This is a genomic window from Sphaerochaeta sp., from assembly GCF_050256055.1.
Classification (GTDB): Bacteria; Spirochaetota; Spirochaetia; order Sphaerochaetales; family Sphaerochaetaceae; genus Sphaerochaeta.
In genome coordinates, this window is record NZ_JBFWIJ010000001.1 from 78,454 (window position 1) to 92,965 (window position 14,512).

The following is a 14,512-nucleotide window of genomic DNA, read 5'->3' on the forward strand; positions in this document are numbered from 1 at the left end:
TCATAATCCCCAAGAACGTCGAGAATCATGGGAAAAAGTCATGAAACAATGCTGTATACACACCATGGTGGTTGTATGCCGAAACGGGTTGTGGACAACTTGTGGATATCTTTGGGATACCCCTGTGGATACGCCGATGAATTCACGTCCAAACAGGGAATTAGCCAAGCCGTTCGATATCGAGGCCCAAGGCTTGGAGCTTACCGCTCAGGTTCTCATATCCCCGCTCTATTTGATAGATGTTTTGGATGCGGCTCTCCCCTTGGGCACAGACGGCGGCGATGACCAACGCCATTCCCGCCCGTACATCGGGACTGGAAAGCTGGGATCCATACAGCTGTGAAGGACCTTGCACCACCGCCCTGTGCGGATCGCACAGAATAATGTCGGCTCCCATCCTGATCAACCAGTCAATGAAGTACATTCTCGACTCGAACATCTTCTCATGGATGAGAATCGAGCCATCCATCTGGGTTGCGCATACGGTGACGATGCTCAACAAATCCGCGGGGAACCCAGGCCAAGGGGCATCGTCGATCTTGGCGGTATGGCCTCCCACCTCCTTGGCAAGCAGACGCTTCTGCTTCCGAGGAACCAGGATGGAAGAAGGACCATCCTGTACAAAAGTGATGCCGATCCTTTCAAACCCGAGGCGGATCATTCGTAGGTGTTCCAATTGTACATTCTTGATCAGGACCTGGCCACCGCTGGCTCCGGCCAATCCAATGAATGAGCCTACTTCCATATAGTCGCTGCCCAAGCGAAATTCACACCCGTGCAGGCGTCGCTGTCCCTGTATATACAAGCGGTTTGAACCGATTCCTTCGATAGGACATCCCATCCTTCCCAAAAGCAGGCACAAATCCTGAACATGCGGTTCGCATGCAGCGTTGTAGACGATACTCTCTCCCTCGGCAAGGGAGGCAGCCATGAGCACATTTTCCGTTGCGGTGACCGAAGCCTCATCAAGAAACACAGAGCCACCCTGCAACCGGGATTTCCTTGCCTGGATGCATATCTCTCCGGACTCATTGATCCGGCAATCGGCCTGCAGATTCCCCAAACCAATGAAATGGGTGTCCAACCGGCGAAGCCCGATGACATCACCCCCGGGAGGATCCAAGGTAACCTGCCCATTGACGGCAAGCAACGGACCAAGGAGCAGAATGGAACCACGTACCGTCTCAACCAACGATTTTTCCAGATTTCCCCTGCGTCCGCCGCTTTTGATGATAAAGCTGTGGGCATCCTCACGGACAACTTCCGAGCCAAGGCTCGTAAGCAGTTGCAGCATGACCTGGACATCCTCGATATCAGGTACGTTCAATAAATGAACAGGCTCGTCGGTCAACAACGTTGCGGCAAGACAGGGAAGCGCACTATTCTTGTTTCCGCTTACCCCAACCTCACCACTTGCAGGTTTTCCCCCCAGGATACGGTACTGCCCCATCAACGCCTCCTCGTCCATCCTACCCTCGCAATTACACTTTCGCAAGCTCCTTGTTGAATTGCACAGGAAAGCAATGGTAGAATGGAGGTACATGAATACGCAAGAGCACAGTGTCTATGGCATAGGGAACCCTCTCATCGATATCATCGTCAGTGTTGAGGAGCAGGATATCATCGACTTGGGTATCCACAAGGGAACCATGGCACTCATCAATGCAGAACGGATGGAGGAGCTTCTTGATCTCAGCAAGGAGCGGCATACCACCTATTCCTGTGGCGGCTCCTGCCCGAATACCATCATTGCCCTGGCCAGTCTGGGTATTGATGCCACCCTTGCCGGAAAAATCGGCAATGATGAGAACGGAACAATCTATCGCGACCGGCTTTCCAGCCTTGATGTACATGACCAGCTGGTGGTGACGGACAAGGAAAAAACCGGATCCACAGTCATCCTCATTACCCCGGACAGCGAACGGAGCATGAACACCTTCCTTGGCGCAAATCGTCTGTATGCCCAGGAGGACGTTGTCGAGCAAACCGTCAAACAAGCGGACTTCTTCCATTTCACCGGATACATGTGGGATACCCCAAGCCAGCAAGGAGCCATCACCAAAGCCCTTGCCCTCGCAAAGGAAGGCCATACCACCGTGTCCTTCGACCTTGCAGATCCATTTGCGGTCGGTAGGTATCGAGAACCCTTCCTGCGTCTGATCACAGAAAGCTGCGACATCGTCTATGCCAACCGTGAGGAAGCCAGAATCCTGTTTGACAATTATGATCCCTATGAATGCTGCCGTTCCATGGGAAAACTCTGCAGAACCGCCATCGTCAAGAACGGTAAGAAAGGCTCGTACATCAGCCATGAAGGGAAGATTCTCAGCATACCGGTCAAAGGTCCGGTCATTCCCGTGGATACCACGGGAGCCGGTGATGTCTACGCTGCAGGGTTTCTTTACGGACAGTACCACCACTACAGCGTCGAGGAGTCGGGGATCATCGCCTCCATTCTTGCCGGGGAGATCATCACCCAACGAGGGGCACAGTTCAGCAACGAAAAAGCACAGCAACTGAAGGCCATGCTGGAATCAGGAGCGTGGAGAACGCTGTAACAACGGCTTGGAAAGCAAGCTGATCCCTACGATCCCGAGCAAAGCCATCGCTTTCCAATACAGGGAAATACCTCCGAATACGAAGAGCAGGGTAGCCGATGCATTGGCAAATACGCCTCCTGCCTGCAAGGAAAACGAGGAGAGACTGAGCATACTCGATCGCACTTGGTCGGAAGCTGCCTTATTGAGCAAGAACTGCCCCACTACTGACGCACTCCCAAACACAAGATATACCAAGGAAAACACCAATGCAAACAGCCAGGGACTATGTATGGTCGATTGCACAAATTCCAACAGAAACACCAAAGCGGTTGCACAACAATAGAACAGCGGAGGGGAAATATGGTTCATCAAGACTCTCCCGAGCAAGGACCCCAGGATGCCCACGGCAAACAACAATGACGTAATGACCCCCAGCACCCAAAGCAGGGAATCGGATGCAAGCAATGATTTCAGATACGGTTGCCAATAATTTTCCACCGAACCAAGCAGGATGCCGTTCAGCAATACGCTTGTACTGTAGACCAGCAGAAAGGGAGCCTGTCTGAAGGCTTGTTTGATCAGTCCCAGCTGCATTGGATCGCTCGAAGAGGAACCTTCCCTCTTCTCAGGTGCAATCAACACCAAAAGCAACAGCAACGCAAGCACCACCAATGCCAACCGGACAGCCAGCACGGGATAGGTCAACATCGGGCCTTCTTTTCCCAAATTCAGTAAAAACCCTCCACCCAACGCACCAAGGCTGAGAGAAAGGCTGGAGTTGACATCCAAGGCAAGTACCATATCCTCCAAGGAGCGGCCATGGGACCTTCCTTCCTCGATGCAGAGCGCATCCAGACTGCCACTGCCGAACGCCCTTCCCACCCCATTCAAAGCAAATCCCAGACAAAGCATCAGGTAGGAGGAGCTGAACAACAAAGCCGTCCCCAGGAGGGAGAACAGCAAACCCAAGGCAAAACTTGTTTTCCTTCCCTTTGCATCGGCAAGCATTCCGCTTGGCACCTCAAAGAGAATGACGAAAACGGAATACATCACAAACACAATGCTCATCGAGCTTAAGGAAAATCCCTTGCTGACCACCAACAGACTCATCGCCGGCAGGCTTACTCCCAACGAAAGGTACGAGAGACTGAGAGGAGCAAGATAGAAAGACAGTCGGAATGCCTTAGGCATGATAAGCCACCAAAGAATAGACGAAGGGTTCGGTTCCTTCCCTCTTATCTTCCCTTTCATCAATGAACGTTCTGATCATCCAATACAGCCGGTCGGCTTCCTCTGCGCTCAGATGAACCACCCCCGAGAGCTGATCGGCCTGAAAATGCCCCTGCTCATCGCTAAAGGAACGAGCATGCTCCTCAAGTCCGTCATGCACTTGCTTGGACAAGAAATCGGTGACCAACCTTCGACTCTGTTCCTCCAGCGCTCCGAAACTTACCGTAACCCGGACCTTCCGGTAATAGGTTGCAGTAATCCCATTGATCACTTCCTGGTGATCGACTGCAACAACCCCAAGCTCCTGCAGCTTCCCCAGATGATGCTTGGCGCTGGACGGCGTCATAGCCAAGGAAGTGCTGAGCATCTTGGCCGTCATCGGTCCTTGGATGGAGAGTTGGTACAGAATTTCCTGTCGCTTTGGATGCATGTAGATCTGAAGTTGCTTGTCGTCGGTAAGAGTAAGTATATTCATACCAATTTTTATAACATAACATTTATTGTTATGTAAAGAGACCGGCCTCTACACACTTGTATAAAAAAAGCTCAGCTGATATCATCCAAACCAATGACGTCGATTTGATAGCCTCCCGGCTTGCGGGCGTCACTAAAGAAACTTGCTAAAAGGGGAGCGCAATTCATTGAGTTGAGTCCCCCCTTCCCAAGTTCACAAAGGAAGGGTGTATGGTAGCACACGGTTCACACATTTTTACTTCAGAATCAGTAAGCGAGGGACATCCGGATAAGGTCTGCGACCAGATTTCCGATGCCGTTCTCGATGCTTGTCTTCGACAGGATTCCCGTAGCAGGGTTGCCTGCGAAGTCTTCGCCACGACCGATCTGGTGATCGTAGGTGGGGAAATCACCACCAATGCCAGTCTTGATATTGAAGAGATCGTCCGGGATACCGTAAAGGGAATCGGGTATACAGAAGAAGGAATCGGCTTCGATTACAAAAGCCTGAAAGTCCAGAATCTGACCAAAACCCAATCTGCGGATATCTCCCTCGGTGTCAGTGCGGACACCTCACTCTACGGGGAGCAGGGTGCTGGGGACCAGGGCATGATGTTCGGGTTCGCCTGTGATGAAACCGAGCAGTTGATGCCCGCCCCGGTCATGTGGGCGCATCAGCTTTTGCAGAAAGCAAGCGAACTCCGAAAGAGCGGGCATGCCCCCTTCCTTCGCCCGGATGCGAAAAGTCAGGTATCCTTGTTGTATCAGGAAGGAAAACCGGTCCATATCGATTCGGTGGTCATCAGCCATCAGCATACCGAAGCAGCCGATCGGGATCATCTGGTTTCCTATCTGACCAAGGAAGTACTCAACCCGGTATTGGGTAGAACGGGAATGTTTGATGAGAAGACAAAAATCTACATCAATCCCACCGGCAGATTCGTCATCGGCGGTCCCGCCGGAGATACCGGCCTTACCGGTCGAAAAATCATTGTGGATACCTATGGAGGCATGGGAAGACACGGTGGCGGGGCATTCAGCGGAAAGGACCCCTCCAAGGTCGACCGTTCAGCGGCCTATATGGCACGCTTCGTTGCAAAAAACCTGGTGGCGAACGGATATTGTTCCTCCTGTGAAGTCCAGCTTTCCTATGCCATCGGCGTTCCGTATCCGATTTCCATCTATGTCGACACCTTCGGTACCGGCAACATTGATGACTCCAAGCTGGAGGATTTGGTACGGGCAAAATTCGACCTCTCCCCTGCAGGGATCATCAGGACTCTCGGCCTGCTCAGGCCGATCTACCAGCAGAATGTAAACTACGGGCATTTCGGCAAGAGCGGCATGCCGTGGGAAGAAATCATCTCATTGGCTTGAGATTCGGTTGATACTCGGATAGCAATCCGCTCAGAGCGGCAACCTCCTGTTCCTGCAGGGACGGGAGGTTGACCCTTGTTTCATCCTCTGGCTTATACAGGACAGGTTTCCGATAACGATTCAGCGTCCACAGCGGCAGAAGCGGGAGTTCCTTTGCCAAGGCAAGCAGATCCTCTTTGTCAAGACCGGGGGCAAGGGTGGTGCGCACCTCAAGGGTGAACCCTTCATGGTTTACAGCATGATTTAAAAGCAATACCAGGCTTTTCTCCACCTGCGAGATCTTTGCATGCGTTCCGACGATCGCCGGATACTTATACCAAGGCGCTTTCACATCCAAAGCCACATAATCAACCATGCCGGACGTGAGCAAATCAGTCAGCATCCCGGGATTGCTTCCATTGGTGTCGATCTTGGTCAGAAACCCCAGATTCTTTGCTCCCGACACAGCAAGCAGAAGATCCTGCTGCAGGGTACATTCACCTCCGCTGAACACCACAGCCTGGAGAAAATCTTTTCGTTTTTCCAAGAAATCATGCATCATCTGATGGCTCATCACCGACATACCAGGCCCGATCAGGGCCCGGTTATGGCAATAGAAGCAATCAAAATTACATCCTTGGCAAAAGAACACACAACTGAGAAAGCCTGGATAGTCAAGCACGGAAGAAGGTTCAACACCGCCGATAATCATGATGCATCATACCGGAAAAACAAACGTTGACGATGCTCCTCCTGTTTTCCAGGATGAAAATCCTGTTTCGGCCGCAAGTACCCCACCACCCGTGTCCATACCTCGGTTTCCTTGTTGCATATCGGACACACAGGAACCTCGCCGGTAAGATAACCGTGATCCCTGCACGTTGAGAACGTAGGAGTCAAGGAAAGATAGGGGAGCTTGTATCTGCTGAAGATGGTACGAATCAGGTGTTTTGCGATCTGTGCATCCTCAATCCTCTGATCAAGATAGAGATGAAGAACCGTACCTCCGGTATATTGGCACTGCAGATCATCCTGCTTTTCCAAGGTTTCGAAGATATCATGGGTATAGCCTACCGGCAATTGGGAGGAATTGGTGTAATAATGCACCCTCTCTCCGGCGGTAATGATATCCGGATGGGTCTGGACATCCAGATTGGCCAGCCGATAGCTTGCCCCCTCTGCAGGAGTAGCTTCCAAATTATAGAAATTTCCTGTTTCCTGTTGGAACTGTGTGATGATATCCCGGAGTACCTCCAGCACGTGAAGCCCAAATTTCTGCCCTCTGTCGGTTGTAAGTGATCCTTCCATTCCGAATAGGTTCAGGCAGGCCTCCTCCATACCCACCAATCCGATGGTACTGAAATGATTCGCCCAATACCGGCCCTGCTTCTGTTTCACGTCGGAAAGATAAAAACGGCTGAACGGATACATACCCCGCTCGGTTTCAGCTTCCAGAATCTTCCGCTTTATCTCCAGACTCTCCTTCGCCGTCTCTGCAAGAGCGGTAAGCGAGGCAAAAAAAGCCTGTTCATCCTTTGCCTCATAGGCCAGACGAACAAGATTGAGGGTGACGACGCCGATCGATCCGGTCAACGGATTGGATCCAAACAACCCCCCTCCGCGTTTTCTCAGCGCAGAGGTATCGAGACGAAGTCGGCAACACATGGAAAGGGCGTCCTCCGGGCTCAGGTCGCTGTTCAGGTAGTTGGAGAAATATGGTATTCCGTATTTGGCCGTCATGGCAAAGACGGCATCCACCACCTTACTGTCCCACGGGAAATCCTTGGTTATATTGTAGGTGGGGATGGGAAAGGTGAATACACCTTCTGAGGCATCACCCGCTTCCATAACCTCACAAAACGCCCGGTTGAGCATATCCATTTCCGCTTGGAACTCCTGGTAGACCTCTTTCTGTGCAGATCCTCCGCGAATGACCGGAACCTCGGCAAGCGATTTTGGAACGGTGATATCGAAAGTAAGATTTGAGAATGGACACTGGAATCCAACACGGGTGGGTACATTCAAAGTAAAAACGAATTCCTGTAAAGCCTGTTTGACCTCGTCATACCCGAGATGGTCATACCTGATGAAGGGTGCGGAGTAGGTGTCGAAAGAGGACCACGCCTGGGCCCCTGCACATTCCCCTTGGAAGGTGAAGGTTGCGTTGACTATCTGGCCGAGCCAGGACCGCAGGTGTCTGGCAGGTTTGCTCTGCACCTTTCCTTCCACACCACCGAATCCCTGGACAAGCAACTGCCGTAAATCCCAGCCACAGCAATAGGGACCGAAGAAACCCAAGTCGTGGATGTGCAGACTTCCCTTCTGGTGAGCTTCCCTGATTGAGGCAGGATAAATCTCATTGAGCCAGTACTGTTCGGTGAAGATTTCCCGGATGTAGTTGTTCATGCCGTTGATCGAGCGCCGGGTGTTGGCGTTTTCCTTGGTTCTCCAGGTCGTATCCTCAAGATACGAGGAAAACAATTGGTTGGTCGCCTTGATCAAAGCCTTGCCTTCCCGAATCCTTTCCCTGTCCCTTCGATACAGGATGTACGCTTTCGCTGTTGCATTGGCGCCGCAATCCATGAGCGTACGTTCCACCAGATCCTGGATGTGCTCGACTTCGACCGGTTTCGCTTCATCCAGATGGGAACATACGATCGAAGCAATCTTCGCTGCATCGACCTGTTCGTTGGCTGCATTCGCTGCCTTGGTGATTGCATTGATGATTTTCTGAACCTCGCAGAAAACCACCTGCCCGTCCCGTTTGACCACTTGCTGTTGCATGGGTTCCTCCCTGGGAGACAGGACAGATAAGGGGTGCGTTTGTATGCACACGCCTTCTGTCATGCTCCGTGACGGCGTGTCTGTACAGGCAAGGTCTTCTGGCTCTGGTTCATCGTCAGTGGCGCCTTCCCGAATTTCTTCAGTGGCAAGAGCCATTGACTCCCCATTACAGCGGCGGGACCGCGTGGGTTTTACACCCAACTTCCCTTTTCCTATACACACAATATATAGTGTTTTGTACCATGCGGTACGCTACAAACAGTATGATATGGAGTTTGGTTTGTCAAGAAAATTGTATAAAAAAGGGAATCAACTTGGATTCCCTTTTCTCATCACTCAATGTTTTTGGTTTGAGATGCGGATCTGTTTGTACAGCCCTTCACCCTCACTCTTGGTTTCCACACCACCGAAATCATTCAAGGCTGTATGGACCAAGCGTCGTTCATACGGGTTCATGGGTTCAAGCAGTCGGCTGCGTCCGCTTCTGCGAACCTGCTCAGCTGTCTTGAATGCCATCCTGATCAACTGTTCCTCATGACGCATCCGATAGTTTTCGCTGTCGACGATGACCTTGAGGTCCGGATCTATCTGTCCGGCATACACATTGGCAAGCAATTGGATTGCATCCAAGTTCTTGCCTTTACGGCCGATGATGATGCTGGAATTGTCACTTTCGATGTTCAACCCAAGCTTGCGTTCCTTGCGGAAGGAAACCGAGACGCTTCCCTCATACCCCATTTTATCCAGGATGGTTGCAACGAACGCAAGAAGCTTATCTTCCAGCTCGCTGTTGATCGGTGCATCCAGCTCAGGTCCATCGGAGTTGTCCTGCTCATAGGATTCCTCCTCAAGCTCGCTTTCCTCATCAAAATGGATTCTGATCTTTACATTGCTCTTTTTGAACAGTCCCTTGCGGACCGGTTCGACGATTTCCACATCGAAATCTTCACGTTCGATGTGCAGTTCGTCTATGGCTTTTGCAATAGCCTCCTGCTCGGTACGTCCTTCGAATTCTCTTGTCATATGATTACTCCGTTGGGGGAACGAGGTTCCCCCAGTTGAATTGGTATCGGTATCAGCGCTTTTTACCCTTCGGTCCAGGGAACTGCTTCACCTGTGCGGGGAGCGCTTCTCCCGCCTGCAACCGGTTCTTGCGGTTGGTGTACAGCTGTTGGAAAATGGACAGGGCATTCATCACCGACCAGTAGAGGATCAACCCGGACGGCGCACTGTACAGGACGAAGAAGAACATCAACGGCATTCCGTAGGTCATGAATTTCATCATGCTCTGCTGGCTTCCGGCAGTCGAAGCGTTCTGGGTTATCTTCATCGAATAGATCATGCTGACCGTATAGATAATGGGCAGCAAGTGCAGCTCATTGCCGAGGAACGGCAGGTTGAACGGGAACATGAACACGGTATCAGGCCGGGAAAGATCAGGGATCCAACCAGGAATGAACATGGCTCCGCGCAATTCGAAATGCTTGTTCAGCAGACCGTAGAATGCAATCAGAATGGGGAACTGCAGAAGCATCGGCAGACAGCCACCCATCGGATTGATATGCTCGGTCTTGTACAGATTCGCCATTTCCTCATTCTGCTTGGTCGGGTTATCCGGATACTTTTCCTTGATCTCCTGCATTTTCGGTGAAAGTGCGGACATCTTTGCCGTCGATTCCATACCCTTCTTGGAAATGGGATACAGGACCAATTTGAGCAGGAAGGTGAGGATAATGATACCGATACCGTAGTTGGGAATCACCTTGTACAACAGATTGAGGATCAACTTGAGGAAATTCTCAAGCCAACCGAGCCAGGAACTGCTGTCCAGAGCTTGTTCCAGCTGCAGGTTGGCTACACCGAAGCTGTTGGAGGCTGCGTCATCGTAGATGGCCATGTCAGCCTTCAACTGAGGTCCGGCATAGAAACGGAAAGTATCGGTCTGGGAGGCACTCTTGATGGAAGGTCTGCTTAAGAAGATGGAAGACTGCAGGGGAAGACCCTCCTGCGTATTCTCATGGAGGCTGACCGTATAGTTGGTTGCATCGGGAATGGCGATCAAGGAGAAATACTTGCCTACCAGGGCTACCCAGGAAAGCGGCTTGCCGGTGGTATAGGCACCGTTACTGAGCTTGACCTGGTTCTTCTTGGAGGAACCATCCTCCTTGATGTAGAAACGTCGGTAGTTGTAATTATCCAAAGTGGTGAAGGATGGGCCGATCTGTGGCTCGAAGGCCAAGGTATAGGCAAAGTTCTCAAAGGAAAGGGGAACCGCCTTGTTCACACTGTTCTTGGTCTGCACATCGATCTGGAAAAGATAATCCTCGTTGCCGAAGGTATAGGTCTTGGTGATGGTGAACGGATCGGAAGGTGTTTTCCCATCTTCTCCCAGCAAGGCGAACTCCTGGGTGAAAATTACCTTGTTGCCATTGATCTGATAACGGAAGTTTGCATCGATGGGGTTGGTCTTGTCATTGCCTGCATACATGAGGAATGCATCGTGTGAATCAGCATTCTTGAAGAGCAATTCCACAGGTTCACCATTATCCAAGTGCTTTTTCAACTTGAAAGAGGAAATGGCGGCTCCCTTGGGATCGAATTCAATCTGGAAATAATCGGTGGAGAAACTGAAGGGAGTGCTGCTTCCCGTCTGGCCGACAGCCACCATGGACCCAGGCAAGGAACTTGACCAAGCCAGATTGGAAGAAACAAGGGAACTCTTGGCGGGCTCCAGATTGGAAGCCGGCAACGTCGCAGTATCGGCTGCAACCGTTTCTGCGGGAGTCTGGGTTGTAGGTACTGGCGCAAAGAATGTGGTCTGGATGGTCATGCCAAGCGTGATGACCACTACGGAAAGGACAATGGCTAGAATGGTATTTTTGTCCATATCTGCTCCTGATGTTGGGGTGTGTAGAGAAGCAAAATCACAGGAAAGATAGGTACAAAACAGAGTATCGACAACAACAGGAGTGGAAAAGACTGCTAAGACGTCTTACGACTGGAGGAAAACTCCAGCCTTTTCACAGAGTGAGAGGAGTTGTGCTTTTTTGGTTGTGTGGTCATTACCCTTTCCTGGATACGCAATGAATGCAAAATCGTAACCGGGGATCAGCCGAGGTTTCTCATTTCGCCAGATTTCCTTGATCTGTCGACGGATTCTATTCCGCTCGACAGCGCTTCCATAATGACGGACGGGTATAACCACAATTCTGTCAACGTCCAGCTGGTTTTGGCTTACGATCAGTTTCAAACCACGGCAAGAGAATGTCTTGCCGGTTTTAAAAATTCGATCAATCTCCGGTTTGCGTTTTACAATTTCTTTCTTAGAAAGGCTTCTTCTCATCACATACGGTCAGATTATGTCTGCCTTTGGCTCTTCTGCGGGCCAATACCAGGCGACCGCCCTTCGTTGCCATACGAGCCCTGAATCCAAATTTTCTGTTTCTTTTCACCTTGCTGGGCTGGTAGGTTCTTTTTCCTTTGTAACTCATGAGATATTCTCCAATTTTACATCGCTTAACGCGGATATTTTCTCGTTTGGCCGGAGGATAGTCCTCCGAGTGGTGCAGTATATAGACCAACCGCCTTTACGTCAAGTAACTAAGCGATCAGCATATGAATGGACTTGATCTGCAAAGAAGGAAAACGCCTCTCCAATAAAGCAAGTATTTTCTTCTGCTGCATCAAGGTAATTTGTGCCCAGGAAGGATGGTCGGCCCGCAAAACCAAGGTATTTTGTCGTATCTCAACAATTTTTACATGCGGATACAATCGGTTGCCTATGATCTTCTGCCATTCGAATCCCATCGCAGCCTTTGGATTGTCGCTCCGTATGTTCAGTGAACGCAGAACCACATCCAAAACCTTTCGTCCCTCGAGCGGTTCACCCTCCTTGCACAGTCTTGGTCGCTTATCCTTCATTGCTGATAAAGGCCCCTTTTTGGACAGTATATACCAAAGCACCTTCCTCCGCTAGGTCGGAAAAATATTGTTCCTCTGGAAGGAAGGTGAAGAATGCTTGGCTGTATTGCTGCATCAAATGCAAAAACTGCTGGCGCTTGATGATATCCAATTCAAGCAATACATCGTCGACCAGAATAAGCGGGAGTTTCCCGGTCTTCTTTAGGAAAAATGCCATCTGTGCCGTACGGAAGATCAGGGAGGCGAGCCGAAGTTGGCCGGTCGATCCCGTCTGGGAGAAAAGCTGATCGTCCTCGGTGACGTTGAACCGATCGCGATGGATGCCGCTGGTCGTGGTCGACAGATTCAGATCCCGCTCCCGGGTTCGTGAAAGATAGTCCACAACCTCCTCCTCGGTGGCACAGGTATTCCAGGATGGATTGTACTCGATGTGGATTTCATGCTCAGACTGAGAAACCGAACGATACATCGAAGGAAAGATCTGATCGAACTCGTAGACGGCACGAGTCCTTTCCCTTTGGATTGCCATGCCGTATTTGGCAAGCTGCAGGTCATAGACCGGCAGGAGATTCGTCCGTCCGTCCTTGATCGCCATGTTACGCTGTTTCAAAACCGCACGATATCTTCTCAAGTCATCGAAGAACAAGGGATTGTACATACTCATCGTTTGGTCGAAAAAATGACGACGCTGTTCAGGTTCGCCTTTGATGAAAAATATATCATCGTGGCTGAAGACGATACAGGGTATGTTGTAGATCAATTCCTTTCTGTCGCGTATTTCCCGGTCGTCAAGAAATACCGATCGTTTGGAATCCTTGTACTCCAACGTCAGCGTATGCAGAATGTTGGCATCATCGCGATACATTCCTTGGAGTTTGAACGCCTTTTCTCCTTGGCAGACCAATTCACGCAATTGGTTCGTCCTAAACGAGGAACCATAACAAAGCGTATAGACTGCCTCAAGCAGATTGGTTTTTCCCTGTCCATTCGGACCAATGAGGAATACCTGCCGATTATCGACAGGTATCTGCTCACTGACAAGATTTCTGAATTGATTGGTCCAAAGTTGCGTGAATTGCATCAGGCGTTGGGTTGCATCGGCATGATGATGTGAAAGTAATCCCTATTGCTTTCGGGTTTCACCGTCATGGCACGCGTGGGTTCAGTGAAGTTGATGGAAAAATATTCGCCTTCCATGACTTTGAGAGGATTGAGTAAATATGTGTAATTCAACGAAACTTTGCTGTCAGGACCTTCATACTGACAGGCAATGATTTCCTTTGCCTCGCCCACTTCACTTTCATCACTGGTAAGGAGAACCCCCGCTTCGCTGATATCGAGAAAAATACGTTTTGCCTTGTTTTCCACCAAGAGCGAAACACGCTTGAGTGCATCCAGCATATCTTGGATCCGCATCGTGCAACTGTAGGTCTGCGCATCGGGGATGACTCTACGGTAGTTTGGATATTGGCCTTTGATCAGGGTTGTGTAGAAGGTCCTTTGGGCTATTCTTGCAAACAGGAGGTTTTCTGTGATGGAAAGCTCCAGCATACCTTCGTCAGTCGACAGTTTCTTCAGTTCCACAAAAAATTTCTGGGGAATGATGACAGGAGGGAACATCGGTAGGTTTTCCTCAAACGTCCGTTCCACGATGGAAAGCCTTCTTCCGTCAGTGGCGACCATATTCATGCCGCTTGCATTTCTTTCCAAATACAAGCCACAAAGAAAATAGCGGGTTTCATCTTCGCTGATGGCGAACATGGTTTGGTTGGACATATCCGTGAAAGATTTTTGCGGGATGGAAAAGAAGGGTGCATCCTGAGGTTCCTCGAGCGAAGGAAATTCTTCCGCTCCAACCGTCCTGAGCTTGAAATCGATGCTTTGGTCGGTTGGTTTGATTGCGAAGATGCCGTCGCTTGCTGTGAATTGAATGGTGGTATCCGGAAGCGAACGAAGGATGTTCAAGAATTTTTCACAGAACACGGTGGTCTTGCCTTGTTCCAAGGTCTGAACGGAAATCTCAGTGCTGAAGCCCAGCTTCTGGTCCGTTGCCCTGATCAACAATCGGTCATTGAAGGTCTCAAGGTAGACGTTGGAAGTGATGGACAGAGAGTTCCTTTGGCTGGTGAAGTCCATGGAATATATGATCTCGTTGAGGATGGCTTCTTTGCTGCAGACGAATTTCATCTTGATACTCCTAGATTATTAAAATAACGTAGTAATAATAG

At 50.4% G+C, this 14,512-nt stretch carries 14 protein-coding genes and 1 riboswitch; of the genes, 2 read left to right on the forward strand and 12 right to left on the reverse strand.

Annotation, left to right across the window (positions count from 1 at the left end; genetic code table 11):
* Positions 1 to 160: 160 nt before the first annotated feature.
* Positions 161 to 1,450 (reverse strand): UDP-N-acetylglucosamine 1-carboxyvinyltransferase, encoded by a 1,290-nt coding sequence (gene murA, locus AB7C91_RS00305; RefSeq protein ID WP_332447438.1) that lies wholly within the window; start codon positions 1,448 to 1,450, stop codon positions 161 to 163.
* Between the two features lie 91 nt (positions 1,451 to 1,541).
* On the opposite strand from murA, the gene AB7C91_RS00310 reads away from it, so the two are divergent.
* Entirely contained in the window at positions 1,542 to 2,558 is a 1,017-nt protein-coding gene (locus AB7C91_RS00310) for an adenosine kinase (RefSeq protein ID WP_428588393.1), read from the forward strand.
* Here the strand turns inward: AB7C91_RS00310 and AB7C91_RS00315 are convergent.
* Complete coding sequence (locus AB7C91_RS00315) at positions 2,535 to 3,731, reverse strand: MFS transporter (protein ID WP_332447440.1); 1,197 nt, start codon at positions 3,729 to 3,731, stop codon at positions 2,535 to 2,537. The two genes, AB7C91_RS00310 and AB7C91_RS00315, sit on opposite strands and share 24 nt — an antisense overlap.
* Positions 3,724 to 4,245 carry an ArsR family transcriptional regulator gene (locus AB7C91_RS00320; RefSeq protein WP_332447441.1) on the reverse strand — a complete coding sequence of 174 codons (522 nt, stop codon included), beginning with the start codon at positions 4,243 to 4,245 and terminating at the stop codon, positions 3,724 to 3,726. The genes AB7C91_RS00315 and AB7C91_RS00320 overlap by 8 nt, the downstream gene beginning before the upstream one ends.
* A gap of 209 nt (positions 4,246 to 4,454) precedes the next feature.
* Here AB7C91_RS00320 and metK point away from each other — a divergent pair, with 209 nt between their 5' ends.
* Positions 4,455 to 5,600, forward strand: coding sequence for a methionine adenosyltransferase (gene metK, locus AB7C91_RS00325; RefSeq protein ID WP_332447442.1), 1,146 nt, complete (start codon positions 4,455 to 4,457; stop codon positions 5,598 to 5,600).
* Here metK and AB7C91_RS00330 read toward each other — a convergent pair.
* From AB7C91_RS00330 to dnaN, 9 genes are all read right to left on the reverse strand, one after another.
* Positions 5,584 to 6,291 (reverse strand): anaerobic ribonucleoside-triphosphate reductase activating protein, encoded by a 708-nt coding sequence (locus AB7C91_RS00330; protein ID WP_332447443.1) that lies wholly within the window; start codon positions 6,289 to 6,291, stop codon positions 5,584 to 5,586. The two genes, metK and AB7C91_RS00330, sit on opposite strands and share 17 nt — an antisense overlap.
* Complete coding sequence (locus AB7C91_RS00335) at positions 6,288 to 8,363, reverse strand: ribonucleoside triphosphate reductase (protein WP_332447444.1); 2,076 nt, start codon at positions 8,361 to 8,363, stop codon at positions 6,288 to 6,290. The genes AB7C91_RS00330 and AB7C91_RS00335 overlap by 4 nt, the downstream gene beginning before the upstream one ends.
* Before the next feature lie 76 nt (positions 8,364 to 8,439).
* A riboswitch (cobalamin riboswitch) is annotated at positions 8,440 to 8,606 on the reverse strand.
* Positions 8,607 to 8,699: 93 nt separating this feature from the next.
* A complete protein-coding gene (gene jag / locus AB7C91_RS00340) occupies positions 8,700 to 9,386 on the reverse strand; it encodes an RNA-binding cell elongation regulator Jag/EloR (RefSeq protein ID WP_332447445.1) in 687 nt (228 codons plus the stop codon).
* 52 nt (positions 9,387 to 9,438) lie between these two features.
* A complete protein-coding gene (gene yidC / locus AB7C91_RS00345; protein WP_428588400.1) occupies positions 9,439 to 11,250 on the reverse strand; it encodes a membrane protein insertase YidC in 1,812 nt (603 codons plus the stop codon).
* Between the two features lie 105 nt (positions 11,251 to 11,355).
* Positions 11,356 to 11,706 (reverse strand): ribonuclease P protein component, encoded by a 351-nt coding sequence (gene rnpA / locus AB7C91_RS00350; RefSeq protein ID WP_332447447.1) that lies wholly within the window; start codon positions 11,704 to 11,706, stop codon positions 11,356 to 11,358.
* Entirely contained in the window at positions 11,687 to 11,854 is a 168-nt protein-coding gene (rpmH, locus tag AB7C91_RS00355) for a 50S ribosomal protein L34 (protein WP_332447448.1), read from the reverse strand. The genes rnpA and rpmH overlap by 20 nt, the downstream gene beginning before the upstream one ends.
* 109 nt (positions 11,855 to 11,963) lie before the next feature.
* Positions 11,964 to 12,284 (reverse strand): DUF721 domain-containing protein, encoded by a 321-nt coding sequence (locus AB7C91_RS00360; protein ID WP_332447449.1) that lies wholly within the window; start codon positions 12,282 to 12,284, stop codon positions 11,964 to 11,966.
* On the reverse strand, positions 12,274 to 13,365 hold the full coding sequence (gene recF, locus AB7C91_RS00365; RefSeq protein ID WP_332447450.1) for a DNA replication/repair protein RecF: 1,092 nt from the start codon (positions 13,363 to 13,365) through the stop codon (positions 12,274 to 12,276). The genes AB7C91_RS00360 and recF overlap by 11 nt, the downstream gene beginning before the upstream one ends.
* Positions 13,365 to 14,471, reverse strand: coding sequence for a DNA polymerase III subunit beta (dnaN, locus tag AB7C91_RS00370; RefSeq protein WP_332447451.1), 1,107 nt, complete (start codon positions 14,469 to 14,471; stop codon positions 13,365 to 13,367). Before dnaN ends, recF begins: the two co-directional genes overlap by 1 nt.
* Positions 14,472 to 14,512 lie beyond the last annotated feature (41 nt).